Annotated in this window: 23 protein-coding genes and 1 tRNA gene; 16 read left to right on the top strand and 8 right to left on the bottom strand. The window is 60.2% G+C overall.

Features of this window, described 5'->3' with window-relative positions:
• Window positions 1-10: 10 nt before the first annotated feature.
• The 3 genes from AC2CGI_RS09910 to AC2CGI_RS09900 all read right to left on the bottom strand — a co-directional run bounded on the left by AC2CGI_RS09910 (window position 11) and on the right by AC2CGI_RS09900 (window position 2,194).
• The gene (locus AC2CGI_RS09910) at window positions 11-691 is read right to left on the bottom strand and encodes a hypothetical protein (RefSeq protein WP_004927990.1); all 681 of its coding nucleotides are present in this window, start codon (window positions 689-691) and stop codon (window positions 11-13) included.
• Window positions 692-868: 177 nt separating this feature from the next.
• On the bottom strand, window positions 869-1,297 hold the full coding sequence (locus AC2CGI_RS09905) for a universal stress protein (protein ID WP_076740353.1): 429 nt from the start codon (window positions 1,295-1,297) through the stop codon (window positions 869-871).
• Between the two features lie 180 nt (window positions 1,298-1,477).
• Window positions 1,478-2,194: a LuxR family transcriptional regulator gene (locus AC2CGI_RS09900; protein WP_076740354.1), complete on the bottom strand. Its 717-nt coding sequence runs from the start codon at window positions 2,192-2,194 to the stop codon at window positions 1,478-1,480.
• 335 nt (window positions 2,195-2,529) lie between these two features.
• On the opposite strand from AC2CGI_RS09900, the gene AC2CGI_RS09895 reads away from it, so the two are divergent.
• From AC2CGI_RS09895 to AC2CGI_RS09865, 7 genes are all read left to right on the top strand, one after another.
• Entirely contained in the window at window positions 2,530-4,059 is a 1,530-nt protein-coding gene (locus AC2CGI_RS09895; RefSeq protein ID WP_076740355.1) for a 3-hydroxyacyl-CoA dehydrogenase NAD-binding domain-containing protein, read from the top strand.
• A gap of 9 nt (window positions 4,060-4,068) precedes the next feature.
• A complete protein-coding gene (locus tag AC2CGI_RS09890; protein WP_021504868.1) occupies window positions 4,069-5,280 on the top strand; it encodes an acetyl-CoA C-acyltransferase in 1,212 nt (403 codons plus the stop codon).
• 15 nt (window positions 5,281-5,295) lie between these two features.
• On the top strand, window positions 5,296-6,507 hold the full coding sequence (gene hemA / locus AC2CGI_RS09885; RefSeq protein WP_015377390.1) for a 5-aminolevulinate synthase: 1,212 nt from the start codon (window positions 5,296-5,298) through the stop codon (window positions 6,505-6,507).
• Window positions 6,504-7,676, top strand: coding sequence for an MFS transporter (locus AC2CGI_RS09880; RefSeq protein ID WP_015377389.1), 1,173 nt, complete (start codon window positions 6,504-6,506; stop codon window positions 7,674-7,676). Before hemA ends, AC2CGI_RS09880 begins: the two co-directional genes overlap by 4 nt.
• Window positions 7,669-8,388 (top strand): enoyl-CoA hydratase-related protein, encoded by a 720-nt coding sequence (locus AC2CGI_RS09875; RefSeq protein WP_004928009.1) that lies wholly within the window; start codon window positions 7,669-7,671, stop codon window positions 8,386-8,388. Before AC2CGI_RS09880 ends, AC2CGI_RS09875 begins: the two co-directional genes overlap by 8 nt.
• Before the next feature lie 123 nt (window positions 8,389-8,511).
• Window positions 8,512-9,078: a GNAT family N-acetyltransferase gene (locus AC2CGI_RS09870; RefSeq protein WP_004928012.1), complete on the top strand. Its 567-nt coding sequence runs from the start codon at window positions 8,512-8,514 to the stop codon at window positions 9,076-9,078.
• Window positions 9,062-9,622, top strand: a complete 561-nt coding sequence (locus AC2CGI_RS09865; protein WP_076740356.1) for a hypothetical protein — start codon at window positions 9,062-9,064, stop codon at window positions 9,620-9,622. The genes AC2CGI_RS09870 and AC2CGI_RS09865 overlap by 17 nt, the downstream gene beginning before the upstream one ends.
• A 111-nt stretch (window positions 9,623-9,733) precedes the next feature.
• Here AC2CGI_RS09865 and AC2CGI_RS09860 read toward each other — a convergent pair whose 3' ends face one another.
• Window positions 9,734-10,036, bottom strand: a complete 303-nt coding sequence (locus AC2CGI_RS09860) for a putative quinol monooxygenase (RefSeq protein WP_015377386.1) — start codon at window positions 10,034-10,036, stop codon at window positions 9,734-9,736.
• A gap of 451 nt (window positions 10,037-10,487) precedes the next feature.
• Between AC2CGI_RS09860 and AC2CGI_RS09855 the strand changes: the two genes are divergently transcribed.
• Both AC2CGI_RS09855 and AC2CGI_RS09850 read left to right on the top strand, forming a co-directional pair.
• A complete protein-coding gene (locus AC2CGI_RS09855) occupies window positions 10,488-11,726 on the top strand; it encodes an MFS transporter (protein ID WP_226883002.1) in 1,239 nt (412 codons plus the stop codon).
• Window positions 11,727-11,800: 74 nt separating this feature from the next.
• Window positions 11,801-12,304, top strand: a complete 504-nt coding sequence (locus tag AC2CGI_RS09850; protein WP_076740357.1) for a DedA family protein — start codon at window positions 11,801-11,803, stop codon at window positions 12,302-12,304.
• A 220-nt stretch (window positions 12,305-12,524) separates the two neighbouring features.
• On the opposite strand, the gene AC2CGI_RS09845 is transcribed toward AC2CGI_RS09850, so the two are convergent.
• Window positions 12,525-12,600 (bottom strand) — tRNA-Lys (locus AC2CGI_RS09845).
• Between the two features lie 350 nt (window positions 12,601-12,950).
• On the opposite strand from AC2CGI_RS09845, the gene cycA reads away from it, so the two are divergent.
• Entirely contained in the window at window positions 12,951-14,351 is a 1,401-nt protein-coding gene (gene cycA / locus AC2CGI_RS09840) for a D-serine/D-alanine/glycine transporter (RefSeq protein ID WP_021504871.1), read from the top strand.
• Between the two features lie 48 nt (window positions 14,352-14,399).
• Here the strand turns inward: cycA and AC2CGI_RS09835 are convergent, their stop codons facing one another.
• Window positions 14,400-15,323, bottom strand: coding sequence for a DMT family transporter (locus AC2CGI_RS09835; protein WP_015377382.1), 924 nt, complete (start codon window positions 15,321-15,323; stop codon window positions 14,400-14,402).
• Between the two features lie 67 nt (window positions 15,324-15,390).
• Here AC2CGI_RS09835 and AC2CGI_RS09830 point away from each other — a divergent pair, with 67 nt between their 5' ends.
• Window positions 15,391-15,966 carry a helix-turn-helix domain-containing protein gene (locus AC2CGI_RS09830; protein ID WP_015377381.1) on the top strand — a complete coding sequence of 192 codons (576 nt, stop codon included), beginning with the start codon at window positions 15,391-15,393 and terminating at the stop codon, window positions 15,964-15,966.
• A gap of 117 nt (window positions 15,967-16,083) precedes the next feature.
• Window positions 16,084-16,551 carry a helix-turn-helix domain-containing protein gene (locus AC2CGI_RS09825; RefSeq protein ID WP_021504872.1) on the top strand — a complete coding sequence of 156 codons (468 nt, stop codon included), beginning with the start codon at window positions 16,084-16,086 and terminating at the stop codon, window positions 16,549-16,551.
• Here the strand turns inward: AC2CGI_RS09825 and AC2CGI_RS09820 are convergent.
• Window positions 16,535-17,458 (bottom strand): LysR family transcriptional regulator, encoded by a 924-nt coding sequence (locus AC2CGI_RS09820; protein WP_088381451.1) that lies wholly within the window; start codon window positions 17,456-17,458, stop codon window positions 16,535-16,537. The genes AC2CGI_RS09825 and AC2CGI_RS09820 overlap by 17 nt on opposite strands.
• Before the next feature lie 68 nt (window positions 17,459-17,526).
• On the opposite strand from AC2CGI_RS09820, the gene AC2CGI_RS09815 reads away from it, so the two are divergent.
• The 4 genes from AC2CGI_RS09815 to AC2CGI_RS09800 all read left to right on the top strand — a co-directional run bounded on the left by AC2CGI_RS09815 (window position 17,527) and on the right by AC2CGI_RS09800 (window position 20,361).
• Entirely contained in the window at window positions 17,527-18,144 is a 618-nt protein-coding gene (locus tag AC2CGI_RS09815; RefSeq protein WP_076740359.1) for a LysE family translocator, read from the top strand.
• A gap of 78 nt (window positions 18,145-18,222) precedes the next feature.
• Window positions 18,223-18,822 carry an NAD(P)H:quinone oxidoreductase gene (gene wrbA / locus AC2CGI_RS09810; RefSeq protein ID WP_015377377.1) on the top strand — a complete coding sequence of 200 codons (600 nt, stop codon included), beginning with the start codon at window positions 18,223-18,225 and terminating at the stop codon, window positions 18,820-18,822.
• Window positions 18,823-19,057: 235 nt separating this feature from the next.
• Window positions 19,058-19,372: a hypothetical protein gene (locus AC2CGI_RS09805; protein WP_004928047.1), complete on the top strand. Its 315-nt coding sequence runs from the start codon at window positions 19,058-19,060 to the stop codon at window positions 19,370-19,372.
• 188 nt (window positions 19,373-19,560) lie between these two features.
• Window positions 19,561-20,361, top strand: a complete 801-nt coding sequence (locus tag AC2CGI_RS09800; RefSeq protein WP_015377376.1) for a DNA/RNA non-specific endonuclease — start codon at window positions 19,561-19,563, stop codon at window positions 20,359-20,361.
• Between the two features lie 49 nt (window positions 20,362-20,410).
• Here AC2CGI_RS09800 and AC2CGI_RS09795 read toward each other — a convergent pair whose 3' ends face one another.
• A complete protein-coding gene (locus AC2CGI_RS09795; protein WP_004928056.1) occupies window positions 20,411-23,491 on the bottom strand; it encodes a MexW/MexI family multidrug efflux RND transporter permease subunit in 3,081 nt (1,026 codons plus the stop codon).
• Between the last annotated feature and the right edge of the window lies 1 nt (window position 23,492).

Here is a 23,492-nt window from a genome sequence, read left to right as displayed (position 1 = left end):
GGGGAGAGGCTTATCCAGCCTGAGCCATGTCGCTGTGCAGGCGCTTGCGCCATACCGGTTTGGTGTCCCAGCGTGCAAAGTGTTTCGCCTCTTTACCCGGCTGCACCTGATGCCACATGTCTTCTTGCCACCGGATCGGTTCCTTTCCTCGCAACGTTGGGCGGGTCTGTTTAATCGTCCGTTGCAAGACGTCTGCTTCTTCCGCAGTAATGGGCGGCGCCTGTCTGGCGGCGTCCAGCGCACGGCTTCCCAGCGGCGCCATCACCTGATACAACACGTTGACCTGCTGCAGCGTCGCTTGCTGATTAGTGCTCATCCCCTTACCCGACCAACCGTCGAAGTTTTCACCGGGATCGTCCCCCTGCGCGCGATACTCATTACCTGGCCCCTCGACGATATTCCATCCTTGCCAGGTCACCAGAGTGTGTAATCCATCGCGATCCTGCAGGTTTTTATTCTGGATCTGTTTGAGCACCGCGGCGCGGTTTGGCACACCGATCAGATTCATAAACTCGTCCAGCGCGTTCCAATGCTGCCCCGCCACCAAACCATTCCAGACATTACGCAAACAGTTCCAGGGAATGGTGTGGTGCCAGGTTAGCGTGATAAGCGGTTTGGTTGACGCATGTTGCCAACGGCTCGGTTCACTGCCCCGATCGCCTCTGATAATCCCATCGACTTCTAATGGCATAGCTGCCCCTCTTCTGGCTGAAATGAAAAATATGCGCAAGGCCGGTGGCCCGGTTGGCATAAAAACGTCAGCTAAAATCGTAGCAGTTCAGACTGGGATGGCAATAAAACGCAAAGCACGCTCTGCAGCCGGCCGGTAACCGCAGAACGTGCCCGAAAACGGTGAGTTTAAGATGAATTATCTGACCACCATCACCGAAATATTGGCATGGCGAACGATAGCGGCGGCATTGGACCCCAGCAGATAGGTTTTCACGCTCGGGCGACGCGAACCGATGATGATCAGATCGGCGTCGATCTCTTCCGCCAGTTCCAACACCTGATCGCGTGCAGAACCGAAGCTGACGGTGTAATTGAGGCGATCCAACGGCAGAGCGATTTCCGACATGATTTTCTTCAGTCTATCCACCGCCTTCACCTCCGCCTGATTCTCAAACTCCTTGAGGCCGAACGAATAGGCAGTAACAAAAGCCGAGGCATCCGGCAGCGCATGGAAGAAATGCACTTTAGCGCCGGACATCTTCGCCAAATATTCCACATGCTTCAGCGCATGCTCGGTCAACAGATCCTCTTCAATATCGATCGGCACTAAAATAGTCTTGTACATATCACGTCCTTTCTATGTAAACCGGGTGCCAACAGAATACTGCCGCGCACGGGCGCGGTGAATCGCTTTATCACGCTTTTGTGATCGAGGGGTAAATACTGACAAGGATAGTTTTTAATTTAACAAAATATAAACATTACACCGATAACGGATAGGTGATTAATTATTTATTACTCGAGATTAAATTAGCTGTAAATAAACCGCTTTGGCGGTAGCGGCGGTCTTATTGGCGACAGAAAGCTTTTTAATCGAGTTGCCGATGTGGAAATTGATCGTGCGCTCGCTCACCCCCATCAACAACGCGATCTCTTCCGCCGTTTTCCCTTCGCTGCTCCAGCGTAAAATGTCTTTTTCGCGCAGCGTCAACACATCTTTTATCGCGTCATCATTCACCGATATCAAGGCCTCCCGCAGCGTTTTATGGGCGGTTTGCGCCAGCCAAAGGAAAAAAGTTTCATTTGCCGCACGCGCTTGCGGCGTTTGCTCAGGTAGCGCTTTACCGGCAAACGTCAGGATCCCCAACCTGCCATAGCAATCCTTGACCGACTGCGACCAACCGGCGCACAAGCCGAATTGCGCCATACGCCGCCAAAGCGTCGGCCGCTCATGATAAAAGCTTTCGTCCCACTGAAACTGCAGCGTGGAATGGTGAGCACGCTCAATAACCGGATCCTGCAAATATACCCGCTGCCGCCGATAATCCTCGAGATAGTTCGTTGAAATATTCCCTTCGCTCAGCATCTTGGGGCTGCTGGCCGGATAACAGGAAAACACGATGTAGGAGAAATAATCAAACCCCAACGCCTCGGCGCAGGGCCCCAGCTGCGTCAGAAAGCATTCGCGATCGGCCAGGCTGCCAATCACCTCCGCCATGAGCCGTTGAGTGCGGGTATCCATAACGCAGGTTCTCCAGATAGCGATGCCGATTTATCGATAGGTCAGATTCACTATAGAATATCGCCGCCCGGCGCCAGTAGCCGTTTCATATAATAAAAAATACCAACGCTATAACGAAAACAGCTATTCCCCTTAAAATAAGCCTTTTTATTGCGCCGAACAGGAAAACTACGCGAATAGCATACTCTCCTCGACACGTAAACCTGTCATTTCTACCGTTAGACAGCCAGGACACCACCAATTACTTTCCAGACAGGCACCCAGTGCCGCCGTAAATCCAAAGAGATAATAAGCATTTGCGAATTTCGCATGGCATACAGTGACGGGGATTTTCTATGGCAGAAAGTAATGCGGCAATTCAATCGGCTGCGATTATCGGCGCGGGAACGATGGGCAGAGGCATCGCTTATCTTTTCGCGCAAAAAGGCATTCCCACGATGCTTTATAATCGCAACGGCAATACCCTCAATCAAGCTCGCGAATATATCGCGCAAGACCTGAACAAGAAAGTCGAACAGGGCAAGATCGCGCTGCAGGATAAGGACGCGGTGCTGGCCAATCTGATGTTCACTTCCGTGTTTGAGGCCATCGCCGACAGCGAGCTGGTAATAGAAACCATCGCCGAGCAAGAACAAACCAAACTTGAGGTGCTGGCGGCCATCGCCGCGGTGGTCAAGCACGACACGCTGATCGCCACCAATACCTCCTCACTGTCGCTTAACAAGCTGGCAACTGCGGTGACGCACAGCGAACGCTTTATCGGTTTGCATTTTTTCAACCCCGCGCCGCTGATGAAGCTGATTGAAATCATTCCGGCCTACTTTACCGCGCACGCCACCACGGAACGCTGCCGCCAACTGGTGGCGGCGTTGGGGAAACGCGATGTCGTCTGCCAGGCCACGCCGGGGTTCATCGTCAATCGCATGGCCCGCCCCTACTACCTGGAAGGGTTCCGCCTGTTGGAAGAACATGTGGCGCGCGCGGCGCAGATCGACCGCGCCCTCAAGGCCGGCGGGCGCTTCCGCATGGGGCCGCTCGAGCTGACCGATTTTATCGGCCAAGACATTAACTATCAGGTCAGCCGGCAAATCTGGCAGGACATGCAATACGACCCGCGCTATACCCCTGGTCATCTGCAGCGTTCACTGGTCGATGCCGGTCTGTTGGGGAAAAAGAACGGCCGCTCCTATTTTGCCGCCGAAGAAACCGCCCCGCCGGTGACGGCCGCCAACAATGCAGACGTCGAGACGCTGCGCGTTTACGGCGAGCATCCTTTTTTTACCCTGTTGCAGCAGCGAGCCGCGCTTCAGTGGCCACAGCTGCGCGTGGAACAACGGCCGGCATTACCGGGGCTGGGAGCGGCCGTCCAGATCAATGACGCTTTCACCGTCAGCATCACCGATGGCCGCACGGCGAGCCAACTGGCCGAGCAGACGGCAGCGGATGCCTTTGTGGTCGATGTCGCCCTGAACTACGCCGACACCACGTATCTGGTGGCGGCGCACAGCCGCCACGCTTCTGCGGCCAATAAGGCGCTGTTTTTACGCCTGCTGCACACGGCAATCCCGCAGGTTGAATTTATCAAGGACTCCCCGGCGCTTATCGTCGCCCGCGTCCTCAGCAGCCTGATCAATGAGTCGGTGATCATGGTGGAAAGCGGCGTCTGCAGCCGGGAAGACATCGATGTCGCCGCCGTCGCGGGCGTTAACTACGCCGGCGGCATTTTCGACTGGCTCGGCAAACTGGGGGAGAAAAACGTCAGGACGACGCTGAGCAATCTGGCGCAGCTGCTGCACGCGGCGCGCTATGCGCCGCATTACACCCTTCTGCACGCCGCGCAACCGGCGCTGACGACCACGCCTTAAGGATCCATGATGAGCATTAAAGATGACGGCGTTTATCTGATCGACGGCACGCGCACGGCGATCGGCGCCTATGGCGGCAGCCTGGCGCATACCCGCCCCGACGACATGGCGGCGACGATCATTCGCGGCCTGCTGCAGCGCCATCCGGCGGCGGAAGCAGATCTGGACGAAGTGGTCCTGGGCTGCGCCAACCAGTCCGGCGAAGACAACCGCAACGTCGCCCGCATGGCGGCGCTGCTTTCCGGGTTGGATCCGTCGGTGCCTGCCATCACCCTCAACCGCCTTTGCGCCTCCGGGTTGGATGCGGTGATCTACGCCGCGGCGAAAATCCGCAGCGGCCTCAGCGAACTGATTCTGGCCGGCGGTGTGGAAAGCATGAGCCGCGCGCCCTATGTGCTGAGCAAAGGCGAAACGCCGTTCGACAAAGGCGTGAAGCTGTACGACACCACGCTGGGGTGGCGCTTTGTTAACCCACGGCTGGCGGAGCGCTACGGCAGCGATCCGCTGGGCATTACGGCGGAAAACGTAGCCCAACGGCAACATATCTCACGCGAGGAACAGGACCTGTTCGCGCTGGCCTCGCAGCAGAAGGCCCGCCGGGCGATCGACAGCGGCCGGCTGGCGCGGGAAATCACGCCCGTGGACGTGCCGGCCGATCGTAAAACGACCCGCACATTCGCGCAGGATGAATTTCCCCGGCTCAGCACGCTGCAACAGCTACAGGCGCTGAAACCGGCGTTCTCCGCCGGCGGTTCGGTCACGGCAGGCAACGCTTCCGGCATCAACGACGGCGCCGCCGCGCTGCTATTGGCTTCCGGTCGCTACGTGAAGCGCCAGGGGTGGCAACCGCTGGCGGAGATCGGCGACAGCGCGGCCGCCGGCGTTGAACCGGCGCTGATGGGGCTGGGGCCGATCGCCTCCACCGAGCGCTTGCTGCAGCGCGGCGGCTTCACCTTGAACGACTTCGACATCATCGAGATTAACGAAGCGTTCGCCTCACAGGTTCTGGCGGCGCTGAAACACTGGCGTATCGGCGCCAACGACGCGCGGGTCAACCCGAACGGCGGCGCCATCGCGCTCGGTCATCCGCTGGGGATGTCCGGCGCGCGCCTGGTGCTGTCGGCAGCGCTGGAATTACGCGACCAACAGGCGAACAACGCATTGGTGACGATGTGCGTCGGCGTCGGTCAGGGGCTGTCATTAAACCTTAAAGCCGTTTAACACAAGGAACATACGATGAGCGTACTGAACATTCTTGAAGAAAAGCTGGCGGAAACCAAAAAACAGGGGCGTTTTCGCGAGTTCCTCAACCTTGAACGCGGCGTGCAGGACAAACCCTGGGCCACCAGCCACGGCCATCACGGTGAGCGCCGTCTCAACGTCTGGTGCTCGAACGACTATCTGGCGATGAGCCACCACCCCAAAGTGCTGCTGGCCACCACCGATGCGGTTAATCGGGTCGGGCTGGGCACCTGCGGCGCCCGCAGCATTTCCGGCACCTCGGTCTACCACAGCGAGCTGGAAACGCTGCTGGCCAGCGCCTATGGCAAAGAGTCGGCGCTGCTGTTCACCACCGGTTTCGGCGCCAACGACGCCACCTTATCCACCCTGTGCGACGCCATTCCCGATCTGATCGTGTTCTCCGACGAGCTGAATCACGCCTCGATGATTTACGGTATCCGCTACAGCAAAGCGGAGAAAAAAATCTTCCGCCACAACGATGTGGCACACCTCGCCGAGCTGCTGCAGGCCGCCGATCCGGCGCGGCCAAAGCTGATCGCTTTCGAGTCGCTGTATTCCATGGACGGTGACTTCGCCCCCCTGGCGCAGATCGTGGCGCTGGCGGAGCAGTACCAGGCGCTGACCTATCTCGACGAGATCCACTCCGCCGGCGTCTATGGCGAACGGGGGCTGGGCTACGCCGAACAACTGGGCCTGCTGGATAAAATCACCATTATTCAGGGCGGGTTCGGCAAATCTTACGGTGCGGCGGGCGGCTATATCGCCGCGCCCCGTTCGGTGGTGGAGGCGGTGCGCAGTTGGGCCCCGGCATTCGTCTTCAGCACCTCGTCGCCGGCGCCGGTGGTGGCCGCCGCGCTGGCCAGTTTTAAATACAACCTCGAGCATGACACCCAACGCAAACACCTGCTGGCGATCGTCGATCACCTGAAAACCGGCCTGCGCGCCGCCGGCATCCCGCTGGTGTCGGCAGACAGCCATATCCTGCCGCTGCTGGTCGGCGATCCGCACCGCAACAAACACATCAGTAAAGTGCTGCTCGATGAACACGATATTTACGTGCAACCGGTCAATGCACCGACGGTGCCCGCAGGCAGCGAGCGGCTGCGGGTGACGCCGACCTCGGCGCACTCCCATGCCGACGTGGAGACCTTCCTGGCGGCGCTGGGACGAGTCTGGGCGGCGAACGATCTGCGGAGGGCGGGATGAAGTTAGCGGATTATAACGGCCATCTGATCACGCTCTGTCTGATGGCGACCGGCACGTTCGCCATCGGCACCGACGCCTTTATCGTCGCCGGCGTGCTCAGCGACATTTCCGATACCTTTGCCGTCAGCCCCGCGCAAGCGGGGCAGTTGATATCGGTATTCGCGCTGGCTTATATGCTGTTCGCCCCTCTCACCGCCTGGCTGCTGGGCAACGTCAACCGCAAGCATATCCTGCAGTTGGCGCTGGTGCTGTTCATCGCCGGCAACCTGGCCTGCGCCTGGGCCACCAGCTACCTGCAGATCTCGTTCGGCAGAGTGCTGGCGGCATTGGGGGCGGCCTGTTACACGCCGCAGGCCGCCGCCGCCGCGGTAGGGCTGGTGGCGGAAAAACGCCGCGGCCTGGCCATTTCCATCGTCTATGGGGGTATGACGTTGGCTATTGCGCTCGGTATTCCGTTCGGCACCTTTCTCGCCAAACTGATCGGCTGGCGAGAAATCTTCCTGTTCATCGCCCTGCTGGGGGCAATTGCGCTGCTGGGCCTGTCGCTGGCGCTGCGGGCCATTGCGCCTCCGGGCAAGCATTCGCTGAAAGAGCGGCTCGCCCCGCTGAGACAAAAGGCGGTGCTGACCACGCTGCTGATCACCTTTTTTGCCGTTTGCTCGGAACACATCGTCTATAGCTACGTCAGCGTGTTGCTGAAAAACACCCAGTTCGGCCCGCAGGCGATCCTGCCCCTCGCGCTGCTGGTGTTCGGCATTGGCGCGGTGATCGGCAATTTTGCCTCCGGCGCGTTAACCGATGCCCTCGGCAGCAAGTTCGTGCTGCTGTTTTCCGTGGCGATCCAGACGCTGTCCCTGTTTCTGCTGGCCTTCTATGTCACTTCCCCCTGGTGGGTGCTGGCCATCTTTCTGGTCTGGGGCATCACCGGCTGGATGTATCTGGTGCCGATCCAGCATCACCTGTTGTCGCTATCGAAACGCTTTGGCGCGCTGACCGTATCGCTCAACAGCTCGGTGCTGTACGCCGGCATCGCGGCGGGCGGCATGCTGGGCGGCCTGGCGCTCTATGCGCTGCCGGCCTATTACCTGCCGCTGTTTTCGCTGCCGCTCGGCGCCATCGCCCTGCTGCTGACGCTGATCTTTTTCCGCGGGGAGGCCAGCGATGAGTGAATCACCGCCGGTGCTTTACGAACGTTATGGCGCGCAGGTTGCGGTCATCACCCTCAATCGGCCGGAAAAAAAGAACGCCATCAACCTGCAGATGGCCGAGCTGATCCGCACCTACCTGCGGCAGGCAGATAACGATGACTCGGTGCGAGCGATCGTCCTGGCCGGTCAACCGGCGGTATTTTCCGCCGGCATGGATATCAACGCCTTTCATCAGGGTGAACTGCCCATCGTCACGCCGGAGGGGTTTGGCGGGCTGATCCATGCACAGATCGCCAAGGTGATCATCGCCGCCGTTGACGGCATCGCGTACGGGGGCGGATTTGAGCTGGCCCTGGCGTGCGATCTGATCGTCGCCGGCCAGAACGCACGCTTCAGCTTCCCCGAAACCGGGCTCGGGTTAGTCGCCGCACAAGGCGGGTGCGCGCGATTGCCGGCGCGTATTTCCCCCTATGTCGCGCTCGACTGGCTGCTGACCGGCAGAACCGTCGGCGCACAGGAAGCGTTGTCACACGGCGCCATTTCCCGCATCAGCGCAAGTTCGGCCCGGGAAGAAGCGTTGCGCATCGCCGAACAGATCGCCGGAAAAGATCTTGCCGCCAGCCAGGCGGTTAAGGCCATCGTGCGTCAGGGACTGGCGCGGCAAGAAGCCCCCTCATTCGATTTTCAACAAGGCCCGGTCGAGCGCTTGCGTCAGGCTGCCGCCCGTCGATAATGCCCCTGCCGGTTCGCCTGAACCGGCATTTCCCGTTTGTCCTCCACCGCTCATTTTACACAGCCTGCCTGTCGGCGCTGGGCTACACTGCCGGTAGCCCTAATGCGCTGATAAGGAAAAACAATGCGCCATTTGCCTCTACAAACCCCCAGACTGATCCTGCGCCCGTTCACCGCCGACGATCTGCCCCACTTTACCGCCTACCGCAGCCACCCAGACGTGGCGCGCTATCAAAGCTGGAGCGACTACAGCGCCGCCGAGGCACAGGCCTTTTTCGCACAGCAACGGCAGCTCGAATTCAACCGTGACGACAGCTGGTTTCAACTGGCGGTCGAGCGCCGCGAAGACGGCGCGTTGCTGGGCGATGTCGCGGTGCATTTTTTCGATGAAGGGCGTCAGGCTGAACTGGGCGTGACCTTCGATCCGGTTCATCAGCGGCAAGGACAAGCGCGCGAGGCGCTAAGCGCCGTCATCGCCCTGCTGTTCGGGCCGCTGGCGAAACACCGCATTACTGCGGTGGTAGACGCGCGTAATCTTCGCGCCGCCGCGTTGTTCAGTAAGCTGGGCTTTCGCCGTGAGGCCTGTTGGCGGCAAAACGTGTTTTTCAAAGGCGCATGGGGCGACGAATTCGGTTTCGCCCTGCTGCAAAGCGAATGGCGGGAGAATGCAAAGCATGACGCTACTGAATAAATACCTTGGGCAATACCAGTTCTCGGAGCGGCATGCGATCGCCATCGCCGCACCGCAGGCGCGGATCCTGGAGGCCGTGGCCGCTTATGATCCCAAGCACGATCGCTTTTTCCGCAGCATGATAGCGCTACGCGAATTGCCCGCGCGCCTGATGCCACGCGATAAACCCAGCCCGCCGCCGTTTGGCCTGCATAACTTTTGCCTGCTTGAGCAGGATGAAAGCGCGTTGGTCTATGGCCTGATCGGCCGATTTTGGCAGGCTGAATACGGCCTGGAGCAGGTCGCCGACGGGGCGGGGTTTCTGGCTTTCGCCCAGCCCGGCGTCGCCAAACTGGCGCTGGGGTATGCCGCGAGCCCGCTGGAGGGCGGGCGCTGCCGTCTGGTAACGGAAACGCGCATCTTCTGCCCCGACGACGCCAGCCGGCGGCGGTTTACCCCCTATTGGTATGCGATTCGCCTGGTAAGCGGGTTGATACGGCGCCGTATGTTGCGCGCCATTAAAACCGCCAGCGAAAAGCAGGCAGTGAATCATTCACCAAGCTGATTTATTTAAGAGCATTCTTAGAGAATGAAAATCATTATCAGCCTATTTTTTAAACACAACAAGATAGTAATGAGAAGCCATTGACCCCGCCCCCTGCGGGGATTTTTTCGCCTATTTATCGCCTGTTTCAGGAAATGCCTGCATAAACAGGAAGGTACAAGGCTTGCGCTGATAGTGGTTGATCTGCGGCACCAGCCGGGTGAAATGCTCGGTCTGACAATGCACATCCAGGGCAGCGCGATCCGGCCAGCTTTCGATAAAAATAAAATGCCCGGGATCCTGCTGGTCGATGCACAGTTCATAGCTGATGCACAGCGGCTCTTGACGGGTTTTCTCCACCAGCTCGCGATACCACGGCATAACGGTGTCAATGTGTTCCGGGTGGATAAAATCTTCAGCGATGACCTTCAGCATGTTGCGCTCCTGCATTCTGTTTTGCCGTGCCTCACCTTATCGTCCTCCCTCGCGAGATGAAAGCGCCACTCTCCAGCTCTAACACCGGGTTGCCAATTCGGTGATAGCGCACACAGATCTCGATCAAAGCGCTTGAACGCGCCCTGGCCCTGTGTGAACGTCTGATTAACAAAAAAGCAACATACCATTCACCATGGTGATGTCTGCATCAATCTGCCGACCCGATACGCGGCATTTTTTTCACCCCAAAAGGCCTGACCATTAGACCTTTAGGGTTTGCGAAAAAGGTCCGCTGTTACCGTCGTGTTGAGGGCAACGGCGCCAGGACGGTCCTTATGACCGACGCTTGTCATTCTCAGAAGAGAGGTTACCGCCAGTGAATCACGCCACCTATGCCGCTCCTGCGCTCAACGCCGCCATTCGCAAAACCTGGCGCAGACTGGTGCCCTTGATGTTCGCCATGTACTTCATCGCCTTTATCGACAGGGTTAACGTCGGCTTTGCCAAGGACGCGATGGCCATCGATATCGCGCTGTCGCAATCCGCCTTTGCCCTGGGCGCCGGGATATTTTTTGCCGCCTATGCGCTGTTCGGCATCCCGGCCAACCTGCTGATGAACCGCTGGGGCGCCAAACGCTGGCTCAGCGCCACCACCGCGCTGTGGGGGGCGCTGTCGGCCTGCACCGGGCTGGTGACCAATGAACAGCAATTTATCGTCCTGCGGTTTCTGCTGGGGATCGCCGAAGCCGGCTTTTACCCCGGCATCCTGCTGCTGGCGTCGATCTATTTTCCCAATAAGGTGCGCGCCTCGGTGATTGGCATTTTCGTGCTCGGCGTGCCGGCGGCGCTGACGCTCGGTTCACCGCTATCGGGGGCATTGCTGGAGATGCACGGCGTGTTGGGTAAACCCGGCTGGTTCTGGATGTTTGTGCTGGAAGGATTGCCGGCCGTCGTCCTCGGCGTTTTCGCCTTTTTCTATCTCGACGATAATCCACGGCAGGCGCGCTTTCTGACCGAGGAAGAACGCACGGCGCTGGTGGCACAATTGGCCGATGAACAGCAGCAGACCGAAACCAGCAGCGTCAAAGCGGCGATGAGCAGCGGCAAAGTTTGGCATCTGGCGTTGATCTACGGCACCCTGCAGATCGGCGTCTACGGCCTGATGTTTTTCCTGCCGTCGCAGGTCGCCTCGCTGATGGGCACCCATCTTGGCTTCAAGGCCTCGCTGGTGGCCGCCATTCCCTGGGCGTTCTCCGCGCTGGGCGTCTATTTCCTGCCGCGCTATGCCGACAGAAAAACCGCCAGACGATTACCGATCGCCGTCGGCTGCATGGTCGCGGCAGCGCTGGGTTTGGTGGTGTCTTCCTATGCCGGCCCTTTGCTCGCCATCGTCGCCCTGAGCTGTTGCGCAGTCAGTTTTCTGGCGGTACAGCCGATTTTCTGGACGTTTCCCGCCCAGGTGCTGACCGGCCCGGCGCTGGCGGCCGGCATCGGTTTTTGCACCACGCTTGGCGCCGCATTCAGCTTTTTAGCCCCGCTGATCCGCACCGAGGCGGAACAGCGTTTTCACAGCCCGCATGCCGGGCCGTTGGTGCTGGCTGCCTTTTCGCTGCTGTGCGCCACGCTGTTGTGGGCGCTCAGAAACCGGCGCACCGACGTGAGCAAGCAAGACGCGGAGATCGCCGGATAGCGGCGCGTTATTTAACCCTTATTGAACCTGCGGATGGGACACTGGCACTCAGCCCTCTCGCCCGCAGGTGTTAAATGGATGAATTGACGCACATTATCGCCAAATACAGTCCGGAACCGGAGATGTTGCTGCTACTGATTTTCCTGTTCGCGCTGGGAAAATCCGTGATCGTAGTGTCTTCCGCCCTGCCGCCCGCCTCGGTCACGCTGCTGATGGGCATCGTGGCGGGCAAGCATGCGCTGCCCATCGGCTCGGTTTGGGCAGCCATCGCCCTCGGCGCGGCGTTAGGCTCGATCCTGTCTTTCCACTTCGGCGCGCTGCTGTGCCGCCGCGATCTTGGCCGCCGGCTGCCGGCACGCTTTCACGCCCCGCTGCGCAAAGCGCAAAGCGCCTTGCAAAAGCGCGGGCTGCCGCTGCTGTTCGCCTCGCGTTTTCTGGCGGTGATGCGTTACACCGTGCCGCTGATGGCCGGCATGCTGCAACTGCCGGCGCGGCGCGTCTATGCCACCGCCGCGCTCTCGGCCGCCGTCTGGGCGCTGCTTTTGATGTCGACGGCGCATTTATTCCCCGTTTCCTGACCTGAAAGATTCTTGGGCAAATGGCCCACCCCTACGCCGACGTTGCGCCAGCGCACAGCCTCCCTTGCCGTATAAAGTACGGTGCAACATTGCAGTTTGCGCCAGATCACCTTTCTGAACATCAGTCGAAAAATGCGAATTTTTTTGCAGAATGCGCGCTTAAAACGGCGCAATGCGGGAAGAAACGAAGAAAAGTCTGAGCGTAACACGCTGATTTGGTTGGTGGGTCGTACAGGGTTCGAACCTGTGACCAATTGATTAAGAGTCAACTGCTCTACCGACTGAGCTAACGACCCAACGCGGTAAATTGTCCTCCTCGTCGGAGGCGCTGTCAAACGCTTACACCCATTACTTTTTCTCATGCGAATTTTACAACCCTTTGTTTAATCAACGAGATAAGCCGCATAAGGTCTGTTAATCCCACCGTTTGAAGAGTAATCTTCCGCTCCCTGAACGTCCGATTTGCCTCCTCTCGTGTAAAGATTGATCGACTTTTATCCCGCGTATAAATGTTGTAAACATGTTGCACAAAGGTGGCGTTATTGCACTACCTTACTAAAGCCGGATCAACCGGATAAATGTATAAAAAAGAGCCACTTCAGAGCTCGCGACTTCACTAATGACAGGTAAAACAGGACATCATCAGATGGTAGATCACTCTAAAATAGCGACTGACGCGACGCCCGCTTCAGAAGATCATCTACGGCGAAACCTCACTAACCGACATATTCAACTGATCGCCATCGGCGGCGCCATCGGCACCGGCCTGTTTATGGGTTCCGGTAAAACCATCAGCCTGGCCGGCCCCTCGATCATCTTCGTGTACATGATCATCGGCTTTATGCTGTTCTTCGTGATGCGCGCCATGGGCGAGCTGCTGCTGTCCAACCTGGAGTACAAATCGTTCAGCGATTTCGCCGCGGATCTGCTCGGCCCGTGGGCCGGTTTCTTCACCGGCTGGACCTACTGGTTCTGCTGGGTGGTCACCGGCATTGCCGACGTCGTGGCGATCACCGCCTACGCCCAGTTCTGGTTCCCCGAGCTGTCACAGTGGATCGCTTCACTGCTGTGCGTGCTGTTGCTGCTCGGCCTTAATCTGGCGACGGTGAAAATGTTCGGCGAAATGGAGTTTTGGTTTGCGATGATTAAAATCGTCGCCATCGTCGGGCTGATCGTCGCCGGGCTGGTGATGATCGCCATGCAGTTCCAGTCGCCGACCGGCACCGTAGCCTCATTCACCCATCTGTGGAATGACGGCGGCATGTTCCCGAAAGGCATCAGCGGCTTCTTCGCCGGCTTCCAGATCGCGGTATTCGCCTTCGTCGGCATTGAGCTGGTGGGCACCACCGCCGCGGAAACCAAGGATCCGGAGAAGTCGCTGCCGCGCGCCATCAACTCGATTCCGATCCGCATCATCATGTTCTACGTGTTCGCCCTGATCGTCATCATGTCGGTAACGCCGTGGAACTCCGTGGTGCCTGACAAGAGCCCGTTCGTTGAGCTGTTCGTGCTGATCGGCCTGCCGGCCGCGGCCAGCGTAATCAACTTCGTGGTACTGACCTCCGCCGCCTCTTCCGCCAACAGCGGCGTGTTCTCCACCAGCCGCATGCTGTTCGGGCTGGCGCAGGAAGGCGACGCGCCGAAATCGTTCGCTAACCTGTCCAAGCGCGCGGTGCCGGCCAACGGCCTCACCTTCTCCTGTATCTGCCTGCTGGGCGGCGTGGTGCTGATTTACCTGATTCCGAACGTGATGACGGTCTTCACTCTGGTGACCACCGTATCGGCTATTCTGTTCATGTTCGTCTGGACCATCATTTTGTGCTCATACCTGGTCTACCGTAAACGACGCCCGGCGCTGCACCAGAAATCGATCTACAAAATGCCTGCCGGCAAACTGATGTGCTGGGTGTGCATGGCGTTCTTCGTGTTCGTGCTGGTGCTGCTGTCGCTGCGCGAAGACACCCGTCAGGCGCTGATCGTCACTCCGCTGTGGTTCATCGTGCTCGGCCTGTCTTACGTGTTCCTGCGCAAGAAGAAAATCGCGTGATGCAAAAAGGGGCGGATCTCTCCGCCCCTTTCTTTTTACGCCTCTGCGCTAATCCGCTTCCGTCGCCACCGCCGCTTTATCCTTGCGTCGCACGCGCAGCTCGCTGACCACCACCCCGATCACGATCAACGCGCCCCCCAATAGCGCCACGCCCGGTAAACGCTCACCGGCGAGCCGCCCGACGATGCCCGCCCAGACCGGTTCACCGGCGTAGATCACCGTAGCGCGCGTGGGTGAAACGCTGCGCTGCGCCCAGTTCATGGTCAGCTGAATCAACGCGCTGGCCAGCCCCAGCCCTATGGCGCTGTACAGCAGGTAATCCGAATACGGCGGCGGCGACTCGCCGGTCGGCGCCATCATCAAAAACGAGGCCAGCGAGGCGGTCGCCAGCTGTACGATGGTCACCCGGCGGATATTCACCTTGCCGGCGAAAGCGCCGATGAGGATGATCTCTGCCGCCATGCCCAGCGTGCCGGCCAGCGTCAGAATTTCGCCGAGGCTCAGCGTCATGTCGGTGCTGCTCGGCGCCGCCAGCAGCATCAGGCCGGTAAAGGCCAGCAGAATACCGATCCACGACATGATGCCGGGGAACCGCCCCAGCACCAGCCATTGCAACAGCGGCACGATCGGCACATACATGGCGGTGATGAACGCCGACTGGCTGCTGGTGATGGTCTGCAGGCCGACGGTTTGCATGCTATAGCCGAACATGATCGCCAGCCCGATCAGCACGCCCGCCTTCAGTTCATACAGGGTCAGGCCGCGCAGCACGCGCAGCGAAAACAGCGTCAACGCCAGCGTGGCGGTGGCGAAACGCAGGCCGACAAAAAAGAACGGCCCGCTGACTTGCATCGCATGGTGCACCGCCAAAAAGGTGCCACCCCAGATCATGGTGATGAAAATCAACACCGCTTCCGGCAGCCTGATCTGCGGAACCACGGCGGAAATAAAGGATTTTTTTGCTGCTGACACCGGCTTGCCCTTCCTGCTGAGTGCAATATAATGCACAGATCCTGCCAGTATGAGATAAAGTCCGGCGATGAGCAATACGGCGCATAACGCGAAAACCGATCCCCCCAAAGTGCTGCAGTACCTGAGCAGCAATCTGCGCGGCTACCGCCAACAGGCGGGCCTGAGCCAGATGGCGCTGGCCGAACTTTCCGGCGTCAGCCGCCGCATGCTGGCGGGCATCGAGGCCGGCGATCGCAACGTCAGCCTGGCGGTGCTCGACAAGATTGCCGCCGCCCTGGCGATTTCCTTTACCGATCTGATCCAGGCGCCGGAAGCGCGCGGCAGCCATCTGGTAGGGGAACTGGCCTGGCAAGGCGCACAGCCGGGCAGCCAGGCGCTGTTCGCCGCCAGCGTGCCGGCGCGCCAACGGGCCGAGCTGTGGGAATGGACGCTGATGCCGGGCGAGCGCTATGACTCGGCGCCGGACGCCGAAGGCTGGAGCGAGATGATCTATGTGATTGCCGGCACCCTGACGCTGGAACTGGAACAAGGCACGCTGACCCTTTCCGCCGGCGCCGCGCAAACCTTCAACAGCGATCAACGTTACGCTTACGCCAACCACGGCGATCTCCCGCTGCGCTTTATTCGCAACGTCGCCTTCTGACTGCCCGCCAGCCCGCGCCGGCGGCGGATGTCGTGTCGCTGTCGTGCCGCTGTCGTGGCGCCGCCACCCCGCGCCTCCTACACTGGATGACAGTGACAGCGAACTCGGGAGTGCATCATGCAAAAGTACCGCATCAGGCCGTTACGTCTGGAAAAAGGCTGGTCGCAGGAGCAGCTGGCGACCATCGCCGGCCTCAGCACCCGCACCGTACAGCGGATTGAAAACGGCGAACAGGCCAGCCTGGAAACCTTGACCGCAATCGCCGCCGCGCTGGGCGTGCAGGTCCGCGATCTCAACGCACAGCCGCAACAGATAATGGAGGAGGAGCCTGACGAACAGCGCCTTCGTCGCCAGGTCGCGGCAGAAGGCAAACTGCTGAGCATGGCGGTGCGTTTCGCCGTGATTGGCGCGCTGCTGTTCGCCATTAATTGGTTTACCCACCCGCACTATCTCTGGTCGCTGTGGGCGATCGGCGGCATGAGCCTCGCGCTGGTCATGCGGGCGGTGCGCACTCTGCTGCTGCGCAACGTCTTCAGCCGCTGGCAGGAACAGCGGCTGGCGCAAAAACTCAGGCGTCTGCCGTGAGCGTTAGCCACTCGGCCAGCCGGGCCAACGCGCTGCCCGGCACGATCGCCTGCGGCGACAGCAGGTAATAGCCGCTGCCGTCGGGCGTAAAACCGAACGGCGCACTCAACAAACCGGCGGCCAGATCGTCTCGCACTTGTAACCACGGGCCGATCGCGATGCCAAGACCGGCGACCGCCGCCTGCAGGCTGAAATAGAAATGATCAAAGCGCTGCTCCGAATGCCCTGCCAACGCCATCCCCTGCTGCTGCGCCCAGTGCCGCCAGGCATCCGGCCGGGTGGCAGAATGCAGCAGTTTAGTGCCGGGCCGCAAACTCCGCAGGCTGCCCTCGGCGATCGTCATCCTTGCCAACGCCTCGGGTTGGCACACCGGCCCAACCTTTTCACTGAACAGCGCCAGGCTATGCACCTGCTTTCCCCAATCGAAGTCATTGCGCCTGATCGCCGCCGTAATGCCGTCATGGAACGAAAACGGCCCGCCACCGGCCACCAGCTGTAAGTTGATATCCGGGTGCGCCTGCTGAAAAGCCGGCAGGCGCGGGATCAGCCAACGCATCAACAAGGTCGGTTCACAGGACAAGACCAGCGGCGCGTCGAGCGCCTGCTGGCGCAGTTCCAGCGCGGTATGATCCAGAATGCCGAATGCCTGCTGCGTCGCCTGAAACAGCTTGCGCCCCGCCGCCGTGAGCAGAACCCGCCGATGGCGGCGCTCAAACAACGCCACGCCCAGTTCCTCTTCCAGCGCCCGCACCGCCCGGCTGACGGCGCCGTGCGTCAAATTCAGCCCCTGCGCCGCCTGCGTAAAACTTTCCAGCCGCGCGGCGGCCTCGAAGCAACGCAGCCCGCCCAACGGCAACGGCCTGCCGGTTTTGCGTGAGTTTTTCTCACCGATACTGTCACTATTCATCGTTTGTCACCGAGAAAAATTACTCTTATAAATCAGTCACTCTATTGATAAACATCGCAAGGATAACTATGACTGAACTCATCGCTGTCGTCACCATTACTTTACTCGCCGTGATAAGCCCGGGGCCGGACTTTGCCATGGTCTCGCGCAATAGCCTGTTGCTTTCGCGCCGCGCCGGCGTCTTGACCGCCTGCGGCATTGGCGCCGGGGTGCTGGTCCATGTCAGCTATACGCTGATTGGCGTCGGCGTATTGATTCAACAGTCGCCCTGGTTGTTTAACCTGCTTAAAGCCATCGGCGCCGCCTACCTGATCTACCTCGGCGTTACGCTGCTGCGCAACGCGGCGCACCATGATGCAGCCCCCACAACAGCGCCGGCCGCCATCAGCGATTTCGCCGCCTTGAAAACCGGCTTTCTCACCAACGCGTTAAACCCGAAAACCACCATCTTCATCGTCAGCCTGTTCATGCAGGTGGTTTCTCCGCACACCCCGCTCGGCGTGCAAATCGGCTATGGTCTTTTTATCGCCGCCGTCCATATCTTCTGGTTTGCCGCCGTCGCGCTGCTATTTTCCGCACCGGGCGTCAATGCGCGCTTTTTGCGTTTGCGCCGCGGCATCGATCGTACCTTTGGCGGGCTGCTGATCGCCTTTGGCGCCCTGCTGGCGATCGCCGGCATCAGGTAACGTCGTAACGCCAAGTTCGTCATTCGCTTCTATGCTTATCAGGGGTTTTTGTTAATCATCTGAGCGGGAGTACGGAACATGACGAAACTGTTGGTGCTTTATTACTCAATGTACGGCCACATCGAACGCCTGGCGCAGGCGGTGGCCGAAGGGGCGAATCGGGTCGATAACGTGGACGTGACGGTCAAACGCGTGCCGGAAACCATGACGCCGGAAGCCTTCGCCAAGGCCGGGGGCAAGCAACACCAGCAGGCGCCGGTCGCCACCCCGCAAGAGCTGGCGGACTATGACGGCATTATTTTCGGCACGCCGACCCGCTTCGGCAATATGGCCGGGCAAATGCGCACCTTCCTCGATCAGACCGGCGGCCTGTGGGCTTCCGGCGCGCTGTACGGCAAGGTAGGCAGCGTCTTCTCCTCCACCGGCACCGGCGGTGGCCAGGAACAGACCATCAGTTCGACCTGGACCACGCTGGCACACCACGGTTTCATCATCGTGCCGATCGGCTATGCGACGCAGGAGCTGTTTGACGTTTCACAGGTGCGCGGCGGCACCCCGTATGGCGCCACCACCATCGCCGGCGCCGACGGTTCGCGGCAGCCGAGCAACGAAGAGCTGACCATTGCCCGTTATCAGGGCGAACACGTGGCCAAAATCACCGCCAAGCTGAAAAGTTAAGCGCCCTCCAGCCTCGTGATCCAAAGGGCCGCGCATTCGCACGGCCCCATCTTGTTGCCGACCCGCCGCAAGGTTAGAATGCCCCTCCCCCGGCCATTCAACGTCTGAAGGCCAGGCCCGAATTCGTTCTGCCCGTCGCTCATCCGCTTTCAGCCCGAGGACGGGCGTTCTGTTTTTTGCGCACAGCGAAGGGAATAAGTCAGTGTCTAAAGATTTTGATGAACTAATAAGAGACATGGATCTTATTATTGAAAATGTAGACAGCTTCAAGGCTCTGGCTCCGCGCGCGCCCGAGCCGGCTCCGGCCCCGCCGCCGCCGGTTCATCACTACGACTCGTTCTGCGAAAACATCGCGCTGAAAGTCGTCTTGAAGGTGCTGCTGTCTTCGGTGGACAAGATAGTCAAAGTGCAGATCGCCAACAAGGTCGAACAGGAAATCGCCCAGATCGAACAGCAAGTGGTGCGCGCCGGCGGCGGCCCGGTGTCACCGGGCGATCTGGCGCAGATGACGCACTACGTTCGCCGCACGGTCAACGACCTGCTGGAATAACCCCCTTTGAAACGGCGTCTGTTGGACGCCGTTTTTATTTCCGCCGTATTTAACGTGTGGCCTGGCTGTACCATGACTGACACATTCACAACATGAATATGTTGCATTGTTGTATTCGTTTCACTGCGATAAGTTTAATTTACTGTAAATATATACAGTGCTTTTTTTAACTTATTGAGGATATGAATATGCGCTTTAACAACAAGATGTTGGCCTTGGCCGCCCTGCTGTTCGCCGCGCAGGCGTCGGCCGACACGCTCGAATCCATCGACAACTGCGCGGTCGGCTGCCCGACCGGCGGCAGCAGCAACGTGTCTATCGTGCGTCATGCTTATACGTTGAACAACAACAGCACCACCAAGTTCGCCAACTGGGTGGCCTATCACATCACCAAAGACACGCCGGCCAGCGGCAAGACACGCAACTGGAAAACCGATCCGGCGCTCAACCCGGCGGATACGTTGGCGCCCGCCGATTACACCGGCGCCAACGCCGCGCTGAAGGTCGATCGCGGTCATCAGGCGCCGCTGGCCTCGCTGGCGGGCGTCTCCGACTGGGAATCGTTGAACTACCTGTCCAACATCACGCCGCAAAAGTCCGATCTGAACCAGGGCGCCTGGGCGCGGCTGGAAGATCAGGAACGCAAGCTGATCGATCGCGCCGATATCTCCTCGGTCTATACCGTGACCGGGCCGCTGTATGAGCGCGATATGGGCAAACTGCCGGGCACCCAGAAAGCGCACACCATCCCCAGCGCCTACTGGAAGGTGATTTTCATCAACAACAGCCCGGCGGTGAACCACTATGCCGCCTTCCTGTTCGACCAGAACACGCCGAAGGGCGCCGATTTCTGCCAATTCCGCGTGACGGTGGACGAGATCGAGAAACGCACCGGCCTGATCATCTGGGCCGGTCTGCCGGACGACGTGCAGGCTTCGCTGAAGAGCAAACCCGGCGTTCTGCCGGAGTTGATGGGCTGCAAAAACTGACGAAAAAACCCGCCGAAGCGGGTTTATTCTTCACGCGGGCGCCGGCGGATTATTCCGTCAGCGCCTTTTGCGCGGCGGCCAACTCACGCTGACGAGGTGAGGCTACCGCGTGATCGCGCGCCAACAGCGTATACACCGTCGGCAACACAAACAGGGTAAACAGCGTGCCCACCAGCATGCCGGAGACGATCACCAGCCCCAGGCCGAAGCGACTGGCAGCCCCGGCGCCGCTGGCGAACAGCAGCGGGATCAAACCGAACACCATCGCCCCGGTGGTCATCAGAACCGGCCGCAGACGAATTTGCGCCGCCTGCAAAATCGCGGCGCGCCGCGTCAGCCCCTGATGCATCTGCAGCTCGTTGGCGAACTCCACCATCAGAATGCCGTGCTTGCTGATGAGCCCGATCAGGGTCACCAGACCGACCTGGGTATAGATATTCATCGTGGCGTAGCCCAGCGCCAGCGGCAGCAAGGCGCCGCAGATCGACAGCGGCACGGTGATGAGGATAATCAGCGGATCTTTCAGGCTCTCGTACTGCGCCGCCAGCACCAGGTAAATGATCACCAACGCCGCCAGGAACGCGAACGCCAGCGCGCTGCCCTCCTGGGTGTATTGGCGCGAATCCCCCTGCCAGTCGTGGCTAAATTCGGCCGGCAGCGCATTGGCCTGCCGTTCGAGGAAAGCCACCGCTTCGCCCATCGAAACGCCGGGCGCGGGAATCGCCTGCAGGGTGGCGGCGTTCTGCTGGTTGAACTGGGTCAGCTTGTTCGGTTCGACCTTAACGGCCACCGATACCACGGTGGAGAGCGGCACCAGCGTATTGTCCTGGGCGCGAACATATTGCCGCGCCAGCGCCTGCGGCGTCAGCCGTTGTTCGCGCAGGCTCTGCGGGATAACGTCATAAGCACGCCCGTCCATCCCGAAGCGGTTGAGGTAGTTCTCTCCCACCAGCACCGCCAACGATTCACCGATGTCGCTCATGCGTATCCCCAGACTGTTGGCCTTGGCGCGATCGATGTGCACCTCCGCCAGCGGGTTGTTGTAGTCCAAATCGCTGTCCACCACCATAAACAGGCCGCTGTTTCTGGCGTTCTGTTTCACCTCCTCCAGGGTGCGGTACAGCTGCGGGTAGTCCTGCGGCGTACGCAGCACCATCTGCACCGGCAGCCCCCCGGTGGAGCCTGGCAAGGCGGGCAGCTGGAAGGCGAAAATGCTGGTGCCTTCAACATCGTTCACCGCCCGTTGCAGATCGGCCTGCACCGCCGACGCCGAGCGCTGGCGCGCCTGCCACAGCGTCAGGTTGATGCCGCCGATGCCGGACGCCGTGCCGTCGCTGCCGTTGATGATCCAGCGGCTTTCGGTTTCCGGCATGCGGTTGTAAACCTCGTCCAGCTTGTAGGCAAAGCGTTCGACATAGTTCAGGTTGGCCTGCTGCGGCGCCTTGATGGCGGTCAGTACGATGGCCTGATCCTCGGTCGGCGCCAGCTCGCGCTGCGGCATCAGGTACAATAGCGGCAGGCTGATCATCACCAGCAGCGCCAGCGTACCGGTCAGCCAACGGTGATGCAGCGAGAAATCCAGCGCGCGCGCATAGCGCCGCGTCAGGCCGCCGAAGAACCACTCGGCGGCGTGCGCCACGCGCCCTTCGCTCTGTTTGGCCGGCAGCAGGAGTGAACTCATCACCGGCGACAGCGTCAGCGCCACCACGCCGGACACCACCACCGCCCCGGCCAGCGTCAGCGCGAATTCGCGAAACAGCGCGCCGGTCAGCCCGCCCATCAGGCCGATCGGCGCATAGACCGCGGCCAGCGTCAGGGTCATGGCGATCACCGGCCCGGCCACCTCGCGTGCGCCGATCATCGCCGCCGCCAGCGGCGTTTTCCCCTCTTCGATATGGCGATGCACGTTCTCCACCACCACGATGGCGTCGTCCACCACCAAACCGATCGCCAGGACCATCGCCAGCAGCGTCAGCAAATTGACGCTGAAGCCGAAGGCCAGCATCAGCCCGGCGGCGCCAAGTATCGACAGCGGAATCGTCACCACCGGGATCAACACGGTGCGCAGCGACCCCAGACACAGGTAGATCACCGCCACAACGATCGCCAGCGCTTCGAGCAGGGTATGCACCACTTCATCGATCGAGGCCTGAATAAAGCGCGCGGTCTCGAACGCCAGCGCCATCTTCACGCCCGGCGGCTGCATCTTGTCGATCGCCGGCATCAGGTGACGAATGCCGTCGACGATCACCAGCGGGTTGCCAGTCGGCGTAGGGAAGACGCCAAGGAACACCGCCGGTTCGCCATCCATCAAGGCGCTGGTTTCCGTGGCTGCGGCGCCCAGCTCCACGGTGCCGACGTCTTTCAAGCGCACCAGACCGTTGCCGTCGTTGCGCACCACCAGATTGCGAAACTCCTCTACGCTGGTGAGATCGGTATTCACCCGCACGTTGGCAACCACATACTGCCCTTTCACCTTGCCCGGCGCCGCCTGGTAGTTGTTGCGCCGCACCGCATCGGCCACGTCGGCAGCGGTCAGACCGCGGCCGGCCAGCCGATCGCTGTCCAGCCACAGGCGCATCGCCATTTTTTGCCCGCCGAACACTTCAACCTTGGCGACGCCGTCGATGGTGGTGAACATCGGTTCCACCACCCGCGTCAGGTATTCGCTCAGCGCCGGCGTGGACAGCGTTTTACTGGAAAAACCGACATAGGCCACGGCGGTAGCTTCACCGGCGGAACGCTCAATCACCGGATCGTAAGCCTGCTCCGGCAGCTTATAGCGCACCTGGTTGACCTTGGCCATCACTTCGGTCAGCGCCTGGGTGGAGTCGCGGTTCAGCGCCATGCGCACCGTCACCACGCTGCGCCCCTGCACCGAGGAGGAAGAAAGGTAGTCAACGCCCTCGACGGAGGACACCGCCTGGGCGATCGGCTGCGTAACAAAGCCCTGCATCAGCTCGGACGACGCGCCGGGATAGTCGGTGCTGATGGTGATGGTAGAGTTTTCCAGCAGCGGGTATTGGCGGATCGGCAGTTTGCTGAGCGCCAGCGCGCCGAACAGCAGAATCAAGGTGCTGACCACCAGCGCCAGCACCGGCCGGCGCACGAACAGATCGGTAAATGTCATC

This window comes from Serratia sp. LSHTC3 (assembly GCF_057197125.1).
Note: the sequence above shows the minus strand (reverse complement) of the source record. Positions and strands in the feature narration are given on the sequence as shown.